Raw genomic sequence first — 17,703 nt, forward strand, 5'->3', positions numbered from 1 at the left:
ATCCGATAAGTTCCCCTGATGCTGAATCTGTCGATGAAACACCTGCGCTATTTCGATGCGCTCGCCCGTCTCGGGCATTTCGGACGCGCCGCCGAGACCTGCGCCATCAGCCAGCCGGCGCTGTCGATGCAGATCCGCGAACTCGAGCAGCTGGTCGGCGCGCCGCTGGTGGAACGCGGCCACCGGCAGATCCGGCTCACCGGCCTTGGCGAGGAATTCGCCGACCGGGTGCGCGACATCCTGCGCTCGGTGGACGACCTGACCGACCTTGCCCGCGCCTCGCAGAGCCCGCTGGTGGGCCGGCTGCGCATCGGCGTCATCCCCACCGTGGCCCCCTACCTGCTGCCCGACGTGATCACCGCGCTTGCCCGCGACTACCCGGCGCTCGACCTGCGCCCGCGCGAAGCGGTCACCGGCACGCTGATCGAGGATCTGATGGCGTCGCGCCTCGACACCGCGATCGTCGCGCTGCCGGTGTCGGAGCCATCGCTCGAAGAGGTCGCGCTGTTCGACGAGGAATTCGTGCTGGTGCGCCACGTCACCGAGGCCGACAAGCCGGTGCCCGATCCGGAGGCGCTGCAGGAAATGCGGCTGCTGCTGCTCGAGGAGGGGCACTGCTTCCGCAACCAGGCGCTGTCATTCTGCAACATGTCCCCCAGCGTGGCGCGCGACCTGATGGAGGGCAGCTCGCTTTCGACGCTGGTGCAGATGGTCGGCGCGGGCATCGGCGTGACGCTGGTCCCCGAGATGGCGCTGCCGATCGAGACCCGGTCGGCGCAGGTGTCGCTCGCGCGGCTGCCCGAACCGCGCCCCACCCGCACCATCGGCATGGTCTGGCGCAAGTCGAACCCGCTGGCCGAGCAACTCTCGCACATCGCGGGGATCGTCCGGCAGGCCGGGCAGACCCGCCCCGAGGTCGCGGAACCTCCGGGCGATTTACCGAGCCGCCACGCCTGAAACGCGGCGCGCGGCTGCAGGGCGGTGCTGCCCGCGCGTGACTGTCGCGAGACCCAGATCGTCAAAGGCGAAAATGGCGCAGGCCCCTCAAGGGCCGGACCGGACATGACGCCCCGGGGCTCCGCCCGTGATGTCCTCAATCGCTCCCCCGGAGCGATTGCCGGCCCAGGAGGGCCGGACCGGACATCACCCCATGCGCTCGCTGGCGTAGCTGCCGGGGTTTGCCGGGAACACCACCGTCTTGTTGCCGTTCAGGAAGACCCGGCGGTGGATGTGCGCGTGGATGGCGCGCGCCAGCACCGAGGCCTCGACGTCTCGGCCAAGCGAGACGTAGTCCTCGGGCGATTGCGCATGCGTCACCCGCACGGTGTCCTGCTCGATGATCGGCCCCTCGTCGAGATCGGCGGTCACGTAGTGCGACGTCGCCCCGATCAGCTTCACGCCCCGCTCGAAGGCCTGCTTGTAGGGGTTCGCGCCCTTGAACGACGGCAGGAACGAGTGGTGGATGTTGATGATCCGGCCCGACATCTTCTTGCACATCTCGTCCGAGAGGATCTGCATGTAGCGCGCCAGCACCACGAGCTCGGCGCCGGTTTCCTCGACCACCTCCATGATCCGCGCCTCGGCCTGCGGTTTGTTCTCCTTGGTCACGCGGATGCAGTGGAAGGGAATGTCGTGGTTCACCACCAGCTTCTGGTAGTCCATGTGGTTCGAGATCACCGCCACGATGTCGATCGGCAGCGCTCCGATGCGCCAGCGGTAGAGCAGGTCGTTCAGGCAGTGCCCGAAGCGCGAGACCATGATGATGACCTTCATCTTCTCGGCCTCGTCATGGAACGCGTAGTCCATCTCGAAGGTCTTGGCGGTCTCGGCAAGGCCCGCCTGCAGCTCGTCGAGCGTCGCCCCGGTCTCGCTCTGGAAGCTCACGCGCATGAAGAAGTTGCCGGTCTCGAAATCGTCGAACTGCGAGCTGTCCGTGATGTTGCAGCCCTTCTCGGCAAGGAAGGTTGCGATGGCGGCCACGATCCCGCGCGTCGAGGGGCAGGTCACGGTCAGGGCGAATTTGCTCATTCGTTGGTCTCCAGTCGTTTCGCGGCCGCGTCGAGCACATGCCAGAGCGTCCCGGCCGCCGAGCGCATCCCGAGGACCGCGAGCCGGTCCTCCGAACGACGAATGACGAACACGCTCATGTGGTGCAATACCGTCCGCGTCGCACGATCCGGCGAAAGCGACGCGGGAGGGATGTTCACGAGCTTTTCCAGCAGCCTCTCGACCGGCGCGGCGCCCTGCGACGAGGCGATCTCGACGGCGACCCAGCCGTCGGTCTGCTCGGTCACCGAACAGCCCGGCGCCTCGGCGGCGAGTTCTGCCGCCACGTCCTGGTCCGCCCCGCCCTCGCGCAGGATCATCCACTGCCCGGGCCCGGTCCAGAAGGCCTGCGCCCCCTCGCCCGCCACGAATGCGCCCGGCCCGGGCAGCGCCAGTCCGAAGGGCTGCGGCGCGGCGGCCCCCCGGCGCAGCGCCAGCGAGGCAAGCCCGACGTCCGCGTTCTCGCGAAGCATGAGCGCGCCACGGGTGGCAACGCGGGGCTCGGCCGTGCCGAGCGCAGAGATCGGTTCCAGCTCAGACACGCAGACGGTCTCCTTCCGGGTCGATGAAATGCGGACTCACCACGGTCACCTCGACCTGCTCGCCCTCGAGCGGGTTGGCGGCGACGATGGTCTCGCCCATCCGGGCCTCGCCGTCCTCGAGGAACCCCAGCGCAATGTGGCTCTCGAGATGCGGCGAGTAACAGGCCGAAGTCACCCAGCCCTGGTCGGTCCCGGTGGCCTGCGGTGCGCCGGTCACGAAAAGATGCGCCCCCGCCGGAATGCGCTGCTGCGGGTCCAGCGGTCTCAGCCCCACGAGCCGGCGGGTGTCGGCCTCGAGCGCCTCGCGCCGTGACATCACCGCACCAATGGAGTCCTTCTTGCGCGACACCATCCGACCCAGCCCCAGCATCTGCGCGGTGGTCTGGCCGTTCAGTTCGGCCCCGGCTGCATGGCCCTTCTCGATCCGCAGAACCGCCAGTGCCTCGGTGCCGTAGGGCGTCACGCCAAGGTCGTCGCCCGCTTCCATCAGCCGCGCCATCAGCGCGTTGCCGTAGCGGGCGGGCACCGCGAGCTCATAGGCAAGCTCGCCCGAGAACGAGATCCGGAAGAGCCGCGCGCGCAGGCCCCCGCACACCGTGAGTTCGGCGCAGCCCATGAACGGGAAGGCCTCGGTCGAGAGATCGAAATCGTCGACGATCCGCGACAGCAGTGTCCGCGACTTCGGCCCTGCCACGGCGATCTGCGCCCAGGCGTCGGTGGTCGAGATCAGCTGCACGTCCATCTCGGGCCAGAGGCACTGGCGGGCGAATTCCATCTGCCGGTAGACCAGCCCGGCGTTGGCGGTGGTGGTGGTGACCACGTAGTGATCCTCGGCCAGCCGCGCGCAGGTGCCGTCGTCGTAGAGGAAGCCGTCCTCGCGCAGCATGATCCCGTAGCGGACGCGGCCCACCTTCAGCGTGCCCATCATGTTGGCGTAGACCCGGTGCAGGAAGGCGCCGGCATCCGCGCCCTGCACGTCGATCTTGCCCAGCGTGGTCACGTCGCAGAGCCCGACACCGGAGCGCACCGCCAGCACCTCGCGGTCGACGCTATGGCGCCAGTGGGTTTCGCCCGGACGGGGGAAATACTGCGCCCGCATCCATTGCCCGACCTCGACGAAGGCCGCGCCCCGCGCTTCGGCCCAGGGGTGCGTGGGCGTGAGCCGCGTCGGCCGGAAGTGGGCGCCGCTGTCGCCGCCGCCGAGCACGCCGAGCGCCACCGGCGTGTAGGGCGGGCGGAAGATCGTCGTGCCTGTCTCGGGGATGCCCTTGCCGGTCAGCTCCGCCATCACCGCGAGCGCCGTGACGTTCGAGGTCTTGCCCTGATCCGTGGCCATCCCGAGCGTCGTCCAGCGCTTGAGATGCTCGACCGAGCGCATGTTCTCGCGATGCGCCAGCGCGATGTCCTTGACGGTCACGTCGTTCTGGAAGTCGACCCAGGCGCGGCCGCGTCCCGGCACATGCCAGAGGGCGACCTGCGCGGCGGGCCGGTCCTCGGCCACCGGCAGCTCCGGCAGACGGTCGAGATCGAGCGCCGCCCGTGCGGCCTCGGCGCCCGAGCGCAGCGCGGCGTGGGTGGTGCCCTGCCCCGCCGCCGCGCCCGCGACCGACATGCCCGACGGCAGCTCGGCGGGCGGCAGGAAGGCAAGATGCGCCTCGGACCAGACCGGCCGGCCGCGATGATGCGAGGCCAGCGCGTGGTTCGGGTTCCATCCGCCCGAGACGCCAAGCGCCGCGCATTCCAGCCACTCGCTGCGGCCGTCCCGGGTGATCTCGATGGACGACAGTGCGCGGCGCCCCTTGGCGCCGCTGACCACCGCGCCGCGGAAGACGTGGTAGTCTCCGAAGCGCGGCGCGTCCTCGCGTGGGTCGATCACCCCCAGCAGCGGCACCCCGTGGGCCACGAGGTCCCGCGCCGTGCGGTGGCCGTCGTCGGTGCTTGTGAAGATCGCCACGCGGTCGGCAGGTGTGGCCTGCGGGCTCACCGCCCAACGGTTGGCATAGGCCCGCATGGCGCCCGCGAGCATGATGCCCGGTCGGTCGTTGCCGGCAAACGGAATGTGCCGCTCGAGCGCCCCGGCGGCAAGCACCGAGCGCCGCGTGGTGATCCGCCAGAGCGTCTGTCGGACGCCTCGCGGCGCGGGCATGTGGTCGCCCACCCGCTCGACCGCGCCGAAGACGCCGTGGTCGTAGCTGCCGAAGACCGTGGTCCGCGGCATGAGCCGGACGTTCGGCAGGCCCGCAAGCTCCGCCGCGACGGCCTCGATCCACTCGGAGGCCGGTGCATCGTCGAGCGCGTGGCTTTCTGCCAGCAGCCGCCCGCCGAGCCGGAAGTCCTCGTCCGCGAGGATCACCCGCGCACCGCTCCGCCCGGCGGTGAGCGCGGCGGCGAGCCCCGCCGCGCCACCGCCGATGACCAGCAGATCGCAGTGCAGGTAGCCGCGGTCGTAGGCATCGGGATCGGGTTCGGTCGAAAGCCGGCCCAAGCCCGCCGCGCGGCGGATCATCGGCTCGTAGAACTTTTCCCAGAACGCGGCCGGCTGCATGAAGGTCTTGTAGTAAAAGCCCGCCGCGAAGAACGGCGCCAGCGCGTCGTTCACCGCCAGCGCGTCGAAGCCGAGCGACGGCCAGCGGTTCTGGCTGCTGGCGGTCAGCCCGTCGAAGAGCTCGACGCAGGTGGCACGGGTGTTGGGTTCGGCGCGCGCCCCCTGCCCCAGCGTCACCAGCGCGTTGGGCTCTTCCGAGCCGGCGGTGAAGATGCCGCGCGGGCGGTGATACTTGAAGCTGCGCCCCACCAGCCGCACGCCGTTCGCCAGCAGCGCCGAGGCCAGGGTGTCGCCCGGGTGCCCCTCGTAGCGCGTGCCGTCGAAGGTGAAGGACAGCGTCCTGCCGCGGTCGATCGCGCCGCCTGCGAGCCGGGTCATTGGCCCCTCCGCTTCACGTCCGAGGCGAGCTCGGCCGAGACGATCTCATGCGTGGTGGTGTCGCGCGTCACGACGAGCCACGACCGGTCGCCCTGCTCGTGGAACCAGAGCTCGCGGTGCAGGCCGGCCGGGTTGTCGCGCAGGTAGGTGTAGTCGAAGAACGCGGCTTCGGCGCCCTCGGCCATGCCGTCGGGGCGGTCGAGCAGCGACGCATCGCCGAGATAGGTGAACTCCTGTGCGTCGCGGGGCCCGAGAAGCGGATGGGGAATCAGCATGATGTCCTCAGTGCAGGTTCGGCTGGGCGCCCACGCCCTTTTCGTCGATGAGTTCGCCACGCGCGAAGCGGTCGAGCCGGAAGGCGGTGGCGGTCGGATGCGGGCGGCCGGTGGCGAGCAGATGGGCGAAGGCGTAGCCGCTGGCGGGCGTCGCCTTGAAGCCGCCGTAACACCAGCCCGCGTTCAGGTAGAGACCGTCGATGTGGGTGGCGTCGATGATCGGCGAGCCGTCCATCGACATGTCCATGATGCCGCCCCAGCTGCGCAGCAGCCGGGCCCGACCGAGCATCGGCATCAGTGCCATGCCGCCCTCGATCACGTCCTCGACCACCGGCAGGTTGCCGCGCTGCGCGTAGGAGTTGTAGCCGTCGATGTCGCCGCCGAAGACCAGCCCGCCCTTGTCGGACTGGCTGACGTAGAAATGCCCCGCACCGAAGGTGATGACGCCGTCGAGCACCGGCTTCAGCCCCTCGGAGACGAAGGCCTGCAGAACGTGGCTTTCGATCGGAAGGCGCATCCCGGCCTTTGCCATCACCCGCGAGGACGAACCCGCGACGGCGACGCCGACCTTCCTCGCGCCGATGAAGCCGCGCGAGGTCTCGACGCCGCGGACCGCGCCCGCCTCGATGCGGAAGCCGGTGACCTCGCAGTTCTGGATGATGTCGACGCCCTTGCGGTCGGCGCCGCGGGCATAGCCCCAGGCCACGCCGTCGTGCCGCGCAGTGCCGGCGCGGCGTTGCAGCAGCCCGCCCTTGATGGGAAAGCGGGCGTTGTCGAAGTTGAGGAACGGATACATCGACCGCACCGCTTCGGCGCCGAGCAGTTCGGCATCGGCGCCGGAGAGCAGCATCGCGTTTCCACGCCGCCGGAAGGCATCGCGCTGGCCGTCGCTGTGGCAGAGGTTCAGGATGCCGCGCTGCGACACCATGGCGTTGAAGTTGAATTCCTGCTCGAGCCCCTCCCAGAGCTTCATCGAGAACTCGTAGAAGGGCTGGTTGCCGGGCAGCAGGTAGTTGGAGCGGATGATCGTGGTGTTGCGCCCGATGTTGCCCGAGCCGAGCCAGCCCTTTTCAAGAACCGCGACGCGCGCCTCGCCGAAGGTGTTGGCAAGGTAGTAGGCGGTGGCGAGCCCGTGCCCGCCGCCGCCGACGACGATGAAGTCGTATTCGGGCTGCGGCTCGGGATCGCGCCAGAGCGGTTTCCAGCCCCGGTGACCGGTCAGCCCCTCCCAGAGGACGCGGAGGCCGTTGAACTGCATGGGTCAGCCCCCTTTCGGAAGGTTGCGGGATATAGTTTGCATCCTGGCGCCCGGCCGCAGGACGGGCCACGCCCGCCCTTCCCCCCGGGCGGGCGTCACGGTGCCGGCCCGCGCGGCTCGTGCGTGACCCGCGATCTGACCGCTGCACATCGAGCAATCGCACCAGACGCCCACCCAAGGTCGGCCGCGGCCCGTTTCCGGCCGGAAGACCCGGGCCGCCAGCGGTGGCGCCTCAGCCCGTCGGAGGCTTGCAGACATGTTCCCGCGCCCTCAGATGTCGAGCGTGTGCTCGCGTTCCCAGTTCGAGAAATGCGACACGAAGCTGTCCCATTCCTCGCGCTTCTTCTTGATGAAGGAGGCGGCGAAATCGGTGCCCATCATCTCCTTCAGTTCCTCGTCGGCGTCGAGCGCGCGGATCGCGTCGAGCATGTTGAGCGGCAGTTTCGGCGCGTCGCGCACCGTGTGGCCCTCGGCATACATGTCGATGTCGTAACGCGGCCCGGGGCTGGCCTTGGAGCGGATGCCCGAGAGACCCGCGGCGATGATGACCGCCTGCAGCAGGTAGGGGTTCGCCGCGCCGTCGGGCAGCCGCAGCTCGAAGCGGCCCGGCCCCGGCACGCGCACCATGTGGGTGCGGTTGTTGCCGGTCCATGTGACCGTGTTGGGCGCCCATGTCGCGCCCGACAGCGTGCGCGGCGCGTTGATGCGCTTGTAGCTGTTGACCGTGGGGTTGGTGATCGCCGCCATCGCGGTGGCGTGCTTCATGATGCCGCCGAGGAAAGTGCGGCCCTTGTCGGACAGACCCAGCTCCTTCGAGGGGTCCGCGAAGGCATTGGTTTCCCCCGCGAGATCCCAGACCGAGATATGCGCGTGGCAGCCGTTGCCGGTCAGCCCCTCGATCGGCTTGGGCATGAAGGTGGCGCGCAGCCCGTGCTTCTCGGCCACCGACTTGACCATGAACTTGAAGAAGCTGTGGCGGTCGGCGGTGACGAGTGCGTCGTCGAATTCCCAGTTCATCTCGAACTGGCCGTTGGCGTCCTCGTGGTCGTTCTGGTACGGGCCCCAGCCCAGCTCGAGCATGTAGTCGCAGATCTCGGCGATGACGTCGTAGCGGCGCATCACCGCCTGCTGATCGTAGCAGGGCTTCTCGGCGGTGTCGGCCTCGTCCGAGATCTTCGTGCCCTCGGGGGTGAGCAGGAAGAACTCGGCCTCGATGCCGGTCTTCACGCGCAATCCCTCCTTTTCGGCCTCGGCCACCAGCGCGCGCAGCACGTTGCGAGGGGCCTGCGGCACCTCCTCGTCCTCCATGACGCAGTTGGCGGCGACCCAGGCGACCTCGGGCTTCCAGGGCAGCTGGATCACCGTTTCGGGGTCGGGCACCGCCAGCATGTCGGGATGCGCGGGCGTCATGTCGAGCCAGGTGGCGAAGCCCGCGAAGCCCGCGCCATCCCGTGCCATGTCGGTGATGGCCTGCGCCGGCACGAGCTTGGCCCGCTGGCCGCCGAACAGGTCGGTGAAGGAGATCATGAAGTACTTCACGCCCTTTTCGCGGGCGAAGGCGGCGAGATCGGTCATTGTTCTTTGTGTCCCTGTTGTGCCGGTTTCGAAGCGCCTTGCGGCGCTTCGATCCACCGGGGGCGCTGCCCCCGGACCCCCGGGATATTTTCAGCCAGAAGAAGCAGCCTGCCGGGGGAGAGCGGTGCCGTTCGGCCGGTTGTCGTGGCCGTGGCTCAGAACCCGGGCTTGCCGGGATACCAGTCGGTGCCGGCGAGCGGCACCTGCGCCATCGCGGCGGCCTCCATGGTGAGCGCGCAGAGATCCTCGGGTTCGAGGTTGTGCACGTGGTTGTGGCCGCAGGCGCGGGCCAGCGTCTGGCATTCGAGCGTGAGCACGTTGAGGTAGTTGCGCAGGCGCCGCCCGGCCTCGACCGGGTCGAGCCGCGCCATCAGCTCGGGGTCCTGCGTGGTGATGCCGGCGGGATCGCGGCCTTCGTGCCAGTCGTCATAGGCGCCGGTGGTCGAGCCGAGGGCGCGGTATTCCTGCTCCCATTTCGGGTCGTTGTCGCCGAGGGCCACGAGGGCGGCGGTGCCGATGGAGACCGCGTCGGCGCCGAGCGCCAGCGCCTTGGCGACATCGGCGCCGGTGCGGATGCCGCCCGAGACCACCAGCTGAACCTTGCGGTGCATGCCGAGGTCCTGCAGCGCCTTCACGGCGGGCCGGATGCAGGCCAGCGTCGGCTGGCCGACGTGCTCGATGAATACGTCCTGCGTGGCCGCCGTGCCGCCCTGCATGCCATCGAGGACGATGACGTCGGCGCCGGCCTTCACCGAGAGCGCCACGTCGTAGTAGGGGCGCGCGCCGCCGACCTTGATGTAGATGGGCTTTTCCCAGCCGGTGATCTCGCGCAGTTCGAGGATCTTGATCTCGAGGTCGTCCGGTCCGGTCCAGTCCGGGTGACGGCAGGCGGAGCGCTGGTCGATGCCCTGCGGAAGGTCGCGCATGCCGGCGACGCGCTCGGTGATCTTCTGCCCCAGCAGCATGCCGCCGCCGCCGGGCTTGGCGCCCTGCCCCACCACCACCTCGATGGCGTCGGCGCGGCGCAGGTCGTCGGGGTTCATGCCGTAGCGGCTGGGCAGGTACTGGTAGACGAGCTTTTCGGAATGGCCGCGCTCTTCCTCGGTCATGCCGCCGTCGCCGGTGGTGGTCGAGGTGCCGGCCATCGTCGCGCCGCGCCCGAGCGCCTCTTTCGCCGGACCCGACAGCGAGCCGAAGGACATGCCGGCGATGGTGATCGGGATCTTCAGCTCGATGGGTTTCTTGGCAAACCGGGTGCCGAGAGTGACGGAGGTCTCGCATTTCTCGCGGTAGCCCTCGAGCGGGTAGCGCGACATCGACGCGCCGAGAAACAGCAGGTCATCGAAATGCGGCACCCGGCGTTTCGCGCCGCCGCCACGGATGTCGTAGATGCCGGTATGGGCGGCGCGCCGGATCTCGGAGTTCACCTCGTTGGAGAAGGTCCAGGACTGGCGCGGCATGGTCTGGGGCGTGTCTTTCATGGCGGCGTCCTTCAGTATTCGTCGGCGTGGTCGATGTTGAAGTGGTAGAGCTTGCGGGCCGAGCCGTAGCGCTTGAAGTCCTCGGGCTTCGCGTCGGCGCCCGCCTTTTCCAGCAGGTCGGCCAGCAGCTCGAGATGCTCGGGGCGCATCTCCTTCTCGATGCAGTCGGCGCCGAGCGAGGCCACCGAGCCGCGCACGAAGAGCCGGGCCTCGTAGACCGAGTCGCCGAGCGCAGAGCCCGCATCGCCCAGCACCACGAGGTTGCCCTTCTGCGCCATGAAGGCGGACATGTGGCCGATGTTGCCATGCACCACGATGTCGATGCCCTTCATCGAGATACCGCAGCGCGACGAGGCGTTGCCCTTGATCACCAGCAGCCCGCCATGCGCCGTGGCGCCGGCGTATTGCGAGGCGTCGCCGTCGACGATCACCGTGCCGCTCATCATGTTCTCGGCCACGCCCGGGCCCACGGAGCCGGTGACATGCACCGTGGCCTGCTTGTTCATGCCGGCGCAATAGTAGCCGGTGGAGCCCTTCACGGTGACCTCGATGTCGGCGTCGAGGCCCACGGCGATGGCATGGCTGCCACGGGTGTTGAGCACCTCGAACTGCGTGCGGTTGGTGGCGGGCGCCCCCTGCAGGGTGCTGTTGACCTCGCGCAGCTCGATCTCGGCCATGTCGAGCGTCTGCACGTCGGAGGTGGTGGCCTGTGCGGTGGCGGTCATGCGTCGCGCTCCCAGAAATAGACGGTGGCGGGTTCGGGCTCCCAGATCTTCGCGGTGTCGATCCCCGGCAGGTCGGCAAAGGCGCGGTATTCGCTGCCGAAGGCGACGTAATCGTCGGTTTCGGCCATCACCGCGGGCTTGCAGGCGATCGGGTCACGGACCACGCCGAAGCCGGTTTTCGTGCCCATGACGAAGGTGAAGAAGCCGTCGAGATCGCGGATCGTGCCCTCGAGCGCCTCGCCGAGGTTGGCTCCCTCGGCCAGCCGCGAGGAGATGTAGCAGGCGGCGACCTCGGTATCGTTCTCGGTCTTCGGCGCGAAGCCCTTCTCGGTCAGCAGCCGGCGCATCGAGTTGTGGTTCGACAGCGAGCCGTTGTGCACGAGGCACTGGTCCTCGTCGGTCGAGAACGGGTGCGCACCAAGCGTGGTGACGGCGCTTTCGGTGGCCATGCGGGTATGGCCGATGCCGTGGGTGCCGCCCATCGAGCGCAGGTCGAAGCGCGCGGCCACGTCGCGCGGCAGCCCCACCTCCTTGTAGATCTCCATCGCCTCGCCGGCGCCCATGATGCGCAGGCCGCGCGCCTCGAGGAAGGCGGCCGCCGGCTTCAGGGCATCGCCGGGCACGGTGAGCACCGCGTGGGTGTCCGCCTGCTTCATCGCCACGGGCGCCCCAAGGGCCTCGCCGAGCGCGATGTCGAGCCCGGCGAAATCCTCGACCGGGGTGTCGGACTGGACGGTGATCTTGTGCCCCTCGCCCTGCGCCCCGTAGATCGCGATCCCGGCGCTGTCGGGGCCGCGGTCGGTCATGGTGATGAGCATGTCGGTCAGCATGTCGCCCAGGCGGGGGCGGAGGTCATCCTTCTTCAGGAACAATCCTACGATGCCACACATGGTTGTCTCCGTTCGTCTCGGGCGGGTCTGCCCTCTGTCGCACATGGAGTAACCACAACGCATTATTCACTACAAGGAAAAAAACTTCACTCGCAGAAAATACGACGGGCGCGGCGGAAATGCTCGTTTCGCAGGCAATATCCGACCGTTGCCGAACGCGGCGCTGGCGCCCTTGGCAACGGGACAACCGCGCGGGAAAGTCTTCAGGACGCGCCCCGAGCGCAGGGAATCAGGGTGTCCGGAAAGGTCTGCCGTTTCACTATCGAGACAGGGCGCAGGCGCGTGACAGCCGGGGCTGATCGCCTAATTCTTGTGCAATCGCTTCCGAGGTGCCACCATCCCACCACTCCGCGGTTGGGGACGCTTTCCTTCGTCCTCGACGCGTTGCGGGGTGTAGATTAACGGCGCGGCACCACACCACCGGCAGATGCACGGCCAACCACAATCCGAACGGAGACCGCCATGACACTGAACACAGACGCCGAGGGCTACGCGGCGCCCCCGCACGCGCAGGACGACACGCTGAGCCCGGTGTCACCCTCCGAGAAGACGTGGAGCTGGTTCGCGATCTTCAACATCTGGGCGAACGACATCCAGTCGCTGTTCGGCTACTCGCTGGTGGCCTCGCTCTTCATCTCGTTCGGGGTGAGCGGCTGGACCGCCTTTGCCGCGCTGATCGCCGCCGGGGTCTTCGTGATGTTCCTCGTCAACCTCTCGGGACGGCCGGGCGAGACCTACGGCATCCCCTACCCGGTGTTCGCCCGCGCGAGCCTCGGCACGGCGGGCGCCAAGCTGCCGGCGGTGCTGCGGGCGACGGTGGCGGTGTTCTGGTACGGCGTGCAGGTCTACTTCGCCTCGACCGCGCTGGCGCTGCTGATCCGCTCGCTCACCGGGGCCGAGGGCGGCACCACGGTGCTGGGCCTCACCGGTATCGACTGGCTGTCCTTCGTGATCGTCTGGGCCTTTCACATCGTGATCTTCTGGCGCGGCATGAACTGGGTCGAGGGCTTCCTCAACGTGGCCGGGCCCTTCGTCTACCTGGTGATGATCGGCCTCGTGATCCTGCTCTGGCAGAAATCCGACGGCCAGCTGCTGGCGCAGGCGCAAACCATCTTCGCCAACCCCGAGGCGACCTTCGCGACCGAGTTCAACGGGTTCGTCGCCATCGTCGGCACCATGGTGGCCTATTTCGCCGCGGTGATGATCAACTTCAGCGACTTCTCGCGCTACGCCAGGGACCGGCGCGCCATGGTGCTCGGCAACCTCGTCGGGCTGCCCTTCAACATGATCCTGTTCTCGGCGCTGGCGCTGCTGACGACCGCCGGCGCGGCGGTCGTCTACGGCGAGGAGATCATCAACCCGACCGAGATCGTCGGCCGCACCGACAGCGTCATCCTCGGCATGATCGCCGCCGTCACCTTCTTCGCGGCGACCGTGGGCATCAACCTCGTGGCGAACTTCATCCCGGCGGTGAACGGCATCGCCAACCTCGCGCCGACGAAGATCGGCTTCCGGGCTGCGGGGCTCATCACCTCGGGCTTCGCGCTGGTGATCGGCGGCTTCTGGAACAGCTTCATCAGCCAGTTCGGCATCTCGGGTTTCGTGAACACGCTCGGCGCGACGCTGGCGCCGATCTACGGCATCATGATCGTCGACTACTACCTGCTGCGGAAGCAGGTGCTGAACCGCGATGCGCTGTATGACCTGCGCGGCGGCGAATACCACTACGGCAACGGCTGGAACAATTCGGCGCTGATCGCCTTCTGCATCGCGGCGGTGTTCTCGGTGGCAACGGTCTGGGTGCCGGTGCTGGCGAGCCTGTCGGGCTATGCCTGGGTGTTCGGCGCGGTGATCGGCGGCGCGATCTTCTACCTGCTGGCGAAGAAGCGCACAGCCTGAGCCATGCGCGCGGGGCGGGCCGCCGGCCCGCCCGACCTCAGCGCGCCTGAGGGTAGGTGATGATCGACAGGTAGCGTGCCGGCAGCTGCACCAGCCCCTCGGGCCCGTGCGGCGCATCGGAATCGAACAGCAGCGAGTCGCCGGGCTCGAGCAGGTAGAGCTGGTCGCCGTGGCGGTAGTCGAGCACGCCCTCGAGCATGTAGATCAGTTCGATCCCCTCGTGCTGGAAGGCCGGGAAGCGGTCGGAGTCGTTGTCGAGCGTGATCAGGTAGGGCTCGACCACCACGCCCGAGTTGTTCGAGCCGATGTGGCCCAGCAGGTTGTACTGGTGCCCCGCCCGGGTGCCCGCGCGCTCTATCTCGACACCCTGCCCCGCCTTGACGTGCATCGCGCCGCGCGGCTCCTCGAAGCCCGAGAACAGCTGCACCAGCGGCACCCGCAGCGCGTTGGCAAGCGCCTGCAGCGTGTTGAGCGAAGGCGAGATCACCCCGTTCTCGATCTTGGACAGCATCCCCACCGACAGCCCGGTCTGCGTCGCCAGCTCGGAGCCGGTCATGCGCTGGCGCTTTCGCAGCTCGCGCACCTGTCGCCCGATGGCGACCTCGAGGTTCTTTTCCCGCTGCTCGCGAACGGCGTGCGGGTTCTGGGTGAGCTTGGTCTGCGTCTCGCTCTTCATGCGTCTTCCATTTCCGGTCCGGGCGCCCCGTCGTGCAGGCGGTGGCAGGTTCATGTCAAGCCTCCCGTCCAGGGGCGCAGGCGGCAGGGCATGACGGTGCGGGACCGGAAACGGAAGATCATGCGCAGCTCATGACTGGAAACAGCTCTCGTAGAGCGGGCGGACGTTCTCGGCCGTGAGCGGCACCGGATTGGTGCCGGCAGTCGGATCGACGAGCGCCGCGGCACAGAGCGCATCGAGGTCGGGATCGGTGACGCCAAGCGCATCGAGCGTCGTGGGGATCTGCAACTCGGCAAGCAGCGCCTCGATCCAGCTCAGGAAGGCGTCGAAGCTCGGCTCGAGCCCGAGATAGGCGGCGGCGCGGGCGATCTTCTCCTCGATGGCGGGACGGTTGAAGCGCAAGACCGGCAGCATGACCACGCCGTTCGTCGTGCCGTGGTGGGTGTCGTGATGCGCGCCGACGGGATGCGAGAGCGCATGGATCGCGCCCAGCCCTTTCTGAAAGGCCGTCGCCCCGGCGGCGGCGGCGGTCATCATCTGCGCCCGCGCCTCGATGTCGGTGCCGTCGCGGTAGGCGCGCGGCAGGTAGTCCTTGCACAGCCGCAAACCTTCGAGCGCGACGCCGTCGTGCATCGGCGCATAGGTCGGCGAGCAATAGGCCTCGATGCAATGCGCCAGCGCATCGACACCGGTGCCGGCGGTGATGAAGGGCGGCATCCCGACGGTCAGTTCCGGGTCGCAGATCACCTGCGCGGGCATCATCTGCGGATGGAAGATGATCTTCTTCCGGTGCGTTTCCGAGTCCGTCAGCACCGAGGCCCGGCCGACCTCGGCGCCGGTACCGGCGGTGGTGGGGATCGCGACGATGGAGGCGATGGCCTCGGCATCGGCGCGGGTCCACCAGTCGCCGATATCCTCGAAATCCCAGACCGGGCGCGACTGCCCCGCCATGAACGCGATGAGCTTCCCGAGATCCAGCCCCGAGCCGCCGCCCAGCGCTACGACCCCGTCGTGCCGGCCCTGCTTGAAGGTCACCACGCCGACGCCGAGGTTGCGCTCGTTGGGGTTGGGGTCGACGTCCGCGAAGAGATCCGCGTCGAAGCCCGCCTTCCGGAGGATGTCGAGCACCAGCGCCGTCATCGGCAGCGCCGCGAGCCCGCGGTCGGTGACCACCAGCGGTTTCCTGATGCCGGCGGCGCGGCAGGCGTCGGGCAGGTCGTCGATCCGGCCCGCGCCGAAGCGGATCGGGGTGGGCCATGCCCAGTTTGCAGCGTAGCTCATGTGGGAGCGTCCTTTTCGTCTTCATCGTCTCGGCCGGCCCCCGTGGGAGACCGGCCGCGTGGTAATGCTGTCACCGAAACGGGCGGCCCGTGATACCGCCCGTATGGGATCAGGTGCCGTAGTCACCCTTTGCCCGCGCCTTGGTCGGGTCGAAATGCGGGAACGGCACGATGCGCGCGGCAAGCCGCTTCTGGTGGCCGTCGAGCTGGCCGACCTCCACCTCGGCTCCGATCTCGGCATGGGGCATATCAATCCGCGCCAGCGCAATGGTCTTCGACAGGATCGGCGAGCGCGTCGCCGAGGTGACGACCCCGACCTGCTGCCGCCCGATCCGCACGCAGTCGCCATGCGCCGGCACCGTGGTCGCGTCGATCTCGAGCCCGACCAGCCGCCGTTGCGGATGCGCCTTGCGCTCCTCCAGCGCCGCCCTCCCCGAGAAATCGCAGGTCTTGGACTTGAGCGGCACGGTGAAGCCGATGCCCGCCTCGAAGGGGTCGGTCCGGTCATCGAACTCGTGCCCGGCGAAGGCGAGCCCGCTCTCGATGCGCAGGATGTCGAGCGCGGCAAGGCCGAGCGGCTTCAGCCCGTAGGGCTGCCCCGCCTCCCAGATCGCGTCGAACACCGCACCCGCGTCCTTGGGGTGGCAGAAGACCTCGTAGCCCAGCTCACCGGTGTAGCCGGTGCGCGAGATCACCACCGGCACCCCCTGGAAGTCGCCGATGCGGGCGACGGTGAAGCGGAACCAGCCCAGCTCGTCCACCGTCGGGCGGTCGGGGGCAGTCCAGAACACCTGCGACAGGATCGCCCGCGAATGCCGCCCCTGCAGCGCCACGTTGCAGAGCTGGTCGGTCGAGCTGCGCACATGCGCGTCGAGACCCAGCCGCTCGGCCTGCTCGCGCAGGAACGCGCCCGAGCCGTCGCAACCGCCGATCCAGCGGAAATTGTGGTCGGACATGCGAAAGACCGTGCCATCGTCGATCATCCCGCCGTTCTCGCTGCAGACGGCGGTATAGACCACCTGCCCTACCGCGAGCTTCTCCATGTTGCGGGTGACGCAATACTGCATGAGCGCCTCGGCGTCCGGGCCCGTCACCTCGAACTTGCGCAGCGGCGACAGGTCCATGATCGCGACCTTCTCGCGGCAGGCCCAGTATTCGCCGAGCGTGCCCTCGCCCGGAAAGCCGTTGGGCAGCCAGTAGCCGTTGTATTCCACGAAATCGCGGGTATGCCGGGCAAAGCTGGCATGAAAGCCCGTCTCCTGCGTGTGCGCCACGTCGTCCTCCGGTCGTTTGCGCCAGCCGATCGAGCGGCGGAAGTCCTCGTTCGCGCCATACGTGCGCAGCTGAATGTCGGTGGGGTTCCAGCCGTTGGCCGGGTCGATGTCGTCGGGACAGGCGGTCGACACGCAGACGAGGTCGGTCATCGCGCGCAGCAGCACGTAGTCGCCGGGCCGCGACCAGGGTTCCTCGGTGACGATCCCGTGGTCGGCGTCGATCAGCGTGTTGAAGAAGAAGTTGATCGCCGGCCAGCCGCCGCGCGGGCGCACCCCGTAGGGATCGAGACCGGCGTTGATGTTGTCGGTGCAGTTGACGTGGCCCGGGTAGCCCATGTCGTCGTAGTAGCGCGAGGTGCAGGCCAGCCCGAAGGTGTCGTGCCGCCCGCAGGTGTCCTGCACGATCTCGACCAGCGGCTCGAGATCGACCGTCCAGTATTTCGCGGCAAGTCCCGGCCTCGGGTAGATCGTCCCGGTCATCGTGCGTGTCGCGGTCGGGTCGATCTCGCGCGGGGTGCCCGCGTCGAGCGAGCGCGCCGAGAACGCCTGGAAGTCCGAGCACTCGCGCCCCTGCACGTCGAGGATCTGGATGAAACCGCCCTTCGGCACCTCGTAGACGAAGGCCTCGCCGGGGCGGATGTTGCGGTCGGTGAGCGGGTCGGCCAGCGGATCGGGCGGCGGATGCGCGCCCTTGAAATTGCGCCGGTCGGCACGCCGGATGTAGAGCAGGAGCTCGGTCGGCGCGTCCTGCGCGTCGGGCGCCATCGGCCCGCCGGGAGCCGCGACCACCAGCAGCCCGTCGCCCCCGGCGGTGAACTGCGCGCTGTCGCCCGGCCGCGAGCCCTCGCCGAAGCGCCGC

At 68.6% G+C, this 17,703-nt stretch carries 14 protein-coding genes; 2 read left to right on the forward strand and 12 right to left on the reverse strand.

Annotated features, from left to right (window positions below; genetic code table 11):
* The first annotated feature begins 18 nt into the window (after positions 1-18).
* Entirely contained in the window at positions 19-957 is a 939-nt protein-coding gene (locus tag D6860_RS11505; protein ID WP_076625155.1) for a hydrogen peroxide-inducible genes activator, read from the forward strand.
* 186 nt (positions 958-1,143) lie between these two features.
* On the opposite strand, the gene purU is transcribed toward D6860_RS11505, so the two are convergent.
* The 9 genes from purU to D6860_RS11550 form a co-directional block, all read right to left on the reverse strand.
* A complete protein-coding gene (purU, locus tag D6860_RS11510) occupies positions 1,144-2,028 on the reverse strand; it encodes a formyltetrahydrofolate deformylase (RefSeq protein ID WP_076625156.1) in 885 nt (294 codons plus the stop codon).
* On the reverse strand, positions 2,025-2,588 hold the full coding sequence (locus tag D6860_RS11515; RefSeq protein WP_076625157.1) for a sarcosine oxidase subunit gamma: 564 nt from the start codon (positions 2,586-2,588) through the stop codon (positions 2,025-2,027). Before D6860_RS11515 ends, purU begins: the two co-directional genes overlap by 4 nt.
* Complete coding sequence (locus D6860_RS11520) at positions 2,581-5,511, reverse strand: sarcosine oxidase subunit alpha family protein (protein ID WP_076625158.1); 2,931 nt, start codon at positions 5,509-5,511, stop codon at positions 2,581-2,583. Before D6860_RS11520 ends, D6860_RS11515 begins: the two co-directional genes overlap by 8 nt.
* A complete protein-coding gene (locus D6860_RS11525; protein WP_017468666.1) occupies positions 5,508-5,786 on the reverse strand; it encodes a sarcosine oxidase subunit delta in 279 nt (92 codons plus the stop codon). The genes D6860_RS11520 and D6860_RS11525 overlap by 4 nt, the downstream gene beginning before the upstream one ends.
* Before the next feature lie 7 nt (positions 5,787-5,793).
* Complete coding sequence (locus tag D6860_RS11530) at positions 5,794-7,044, reverse strand: sarcosine oxidase subunit beta family protein (protein ID WP_076625159.1); 1,251 nt, start codon at positions 7,042-7,044, stop codon at positions 5,794-5,796.
* A gap of 270 nt (positions 7,045-7,314) precedes the next feature.
* Positions 7,315-8,619: a type III glutamate--ammonia ligase gene (gene glnT, locus D6860_RS11535; protein WP_076625160.1), complete on the reverse strand. Its 1,305-nt coding sequence runs from the start codon at positions 8,617-8,619 to the stop codon at positions 7,315-7,317.
* 155 nt (positions 8,620-8,774) lie between these two features.
* The gene (locus D6860_RS11540; protein WP_017468711.1) at positions 8,775-10,100 is read right to left on the reverse strand and encodes an FMN-binding glutamate synthase family protein; all 1,326 of its coding nucleotides are present in this window, start codon (positions 10,098-10,100) and stop codon (positions 8,775-8,777) included.
* 11 nt (positions 10,101-10,111) lie between these two features.
* Entirely contained in the window at positions 10,112-10,777 is a 666-nt protein-coding gene (locus D6860_RS11545; protein WP_371683196.1) for a GltB/FmdC/FwdC-like GXGXG domain-containing protein, read from the reverse strand.
* Between the two features lie 44 nt (positions 10,778-10,821).
* A complete protein-coding gene (locus D6860_RS11550) occupies positions 10,822-11,715 on the reverse strand; it encodes a class II glutamine amidotransferase (protein WP_076625161.1) in 894 nt (297 codons plus the stop codon).
* Positions 11,716-12,177: 462 nt separating this feature from the next.
* On the opposite strand from D6860_RS11550, the gene D6860_RS11555 reads away from it, so the two are divergent.
* Positions 12,178-13,614 carry an NCS1 family nucleobase:cation symporter-1 gene (locus tag D6860_RS11555; RefSeq protein WP_017467633.1) on the forward strand — a complete coding sequence of 479 codons (1,437 nt, stop codon included), beginning with the start codon at positions 12,178-12,180 and terminating at the stop codon, positions 13,612-13,614.
* A 37-nt stretch (positions 13,615-13,651) separates the two neighbouring features.
* On the opposite strand, the gene D6860_RS11560 is transcribed toward D6860_RS11555, so the two are convergent.
* The 3 genes from D6860_RS11560 to D6860_RS11570 form a co-directional block, all read right to left on the reverse strand.
* Positions 13,652-14,290, reverse strand: coding sequence for a helix-turn-helix domain-containing protein (locus D6860_RS11560; protein WP_076625162.1), 639 nt, complete (start codon positions 14,288-14,290; stop codon positions 13,652-13,654).
* A gap of 129 nt (positions 14,291-14,419) precedes the next feature.
* Positions 14,420-15,571, reverse strand: coding sequence for an iron-containing alcohol dehydrogenase (locus D6860_RS11565; protein WP_076625163.1), 1,152 nt, complete (start codon positions 15,569-15,571; stop codon positions 14,420-14,422).
* Positions 15,572-15,680: 109 nt separating this feature from the next.
* Positions 15,681-17,703 (reverse strand): DUF1989 domain-containing protein (locus D6860_RS11570; RefSeq protein WP_128549240.1); only part of this gene is annotated, 2,023 nt, incomplete at its 5' end.

This window comes from Salipiger sp. D13 (genome assembly GCF_003703915.1).
Lineage (GTDB): Bacteria > Pseudomonadota > Alphaproteobacteria > Rhodobacterales > Rhodobacteraceae > Salipiger > Salipiger profundus.

Bases quoted from the DNA above. Each gene is read 5' to 3' on its own strand.
- D6860_RS11505 (WP_076625155.1), top strand. From the start codon at position 19: ATGCTGAATCTGTCGATGAAACACCTGCGCTATTTCGATGCGCTCGCC.
- purU (WP_076625156.1), bottom strand. From the start codon at position 2,028: ATGAGCAAATTCGCCCTGACCGTGACCTGCCCCTCGACGCGCGGGATC.
- D6860_RS11520 (WP_076625158.1), bottom strand. From the start codon at position 5,511: ATGACCCGGCTCGCAGGCGGCGCGATCGACCGCGGCAGGACGCTGTCC.
- D6860_RS11525 (WP_017468666.1), bottom strand. From the start codon at position 5,786: ATGCTGATTCCCCATCCGCTTCTCGGGCCCCGCGACGCACAGGAGTTC.
- D6860_RS11530 (WP_076625159.1), bottom strand. From the start codon at position 7,044: ATGCAGTTCAACGGCCTCCGCGTCCTCTGGGAGGGGCTGACCGGTCAC.
- glnT (WP_076625160.1), bottom strand. From the start codon at position 8,619: ATGACCGATCTCGCCGCCTTCGCCCGCGAAAAGGGCGTGAAGTACTTC.
- D6860_RS11540 (WP_017468711.1), bottom strand. From the start codon at position 10,100: ATGAAAGACACGCCCCAGACCATGCCGCGCCAGTCCTGGACCTTCTCC.
- D6860_RS11545 (WP_371683196.1), bottom strand. From the start codon at position 10,777: ATGGCCGAGATCGAGCTGCGCGAGGTCAACAGCACCCTGCAGGGGGCG.
- D6860_RS11550 (WP_076625161.1), bottom strand. From the start codon at position 11,715: ATGTGTGGCATCGTAGGATTGTTCCTGAAGAAGGATGACCTCCGCCCC.
- D6860_RS11555 (WP_017467633.1), top strand. From the start codon at position 12,178: ATGACACTGAACACAGACGCCGAGGGCTACGCGGCGCCCCCGCACGCG.
- D6860_RS11560 (WP_076625162.1), bottom strand. From the start codon at position 14,290: ATGAAGAGCGAGACGCAGACCAAGCTCACCCAGAACCCGCACGCCGTT.
- D6860_RS11565 (WP_076625163.1), bottom strand. From the start codon at position 15,571: ATGAGCTACGCTGCAAACTGGGCATGGCCCACCCCGATCCGCTTCGGC.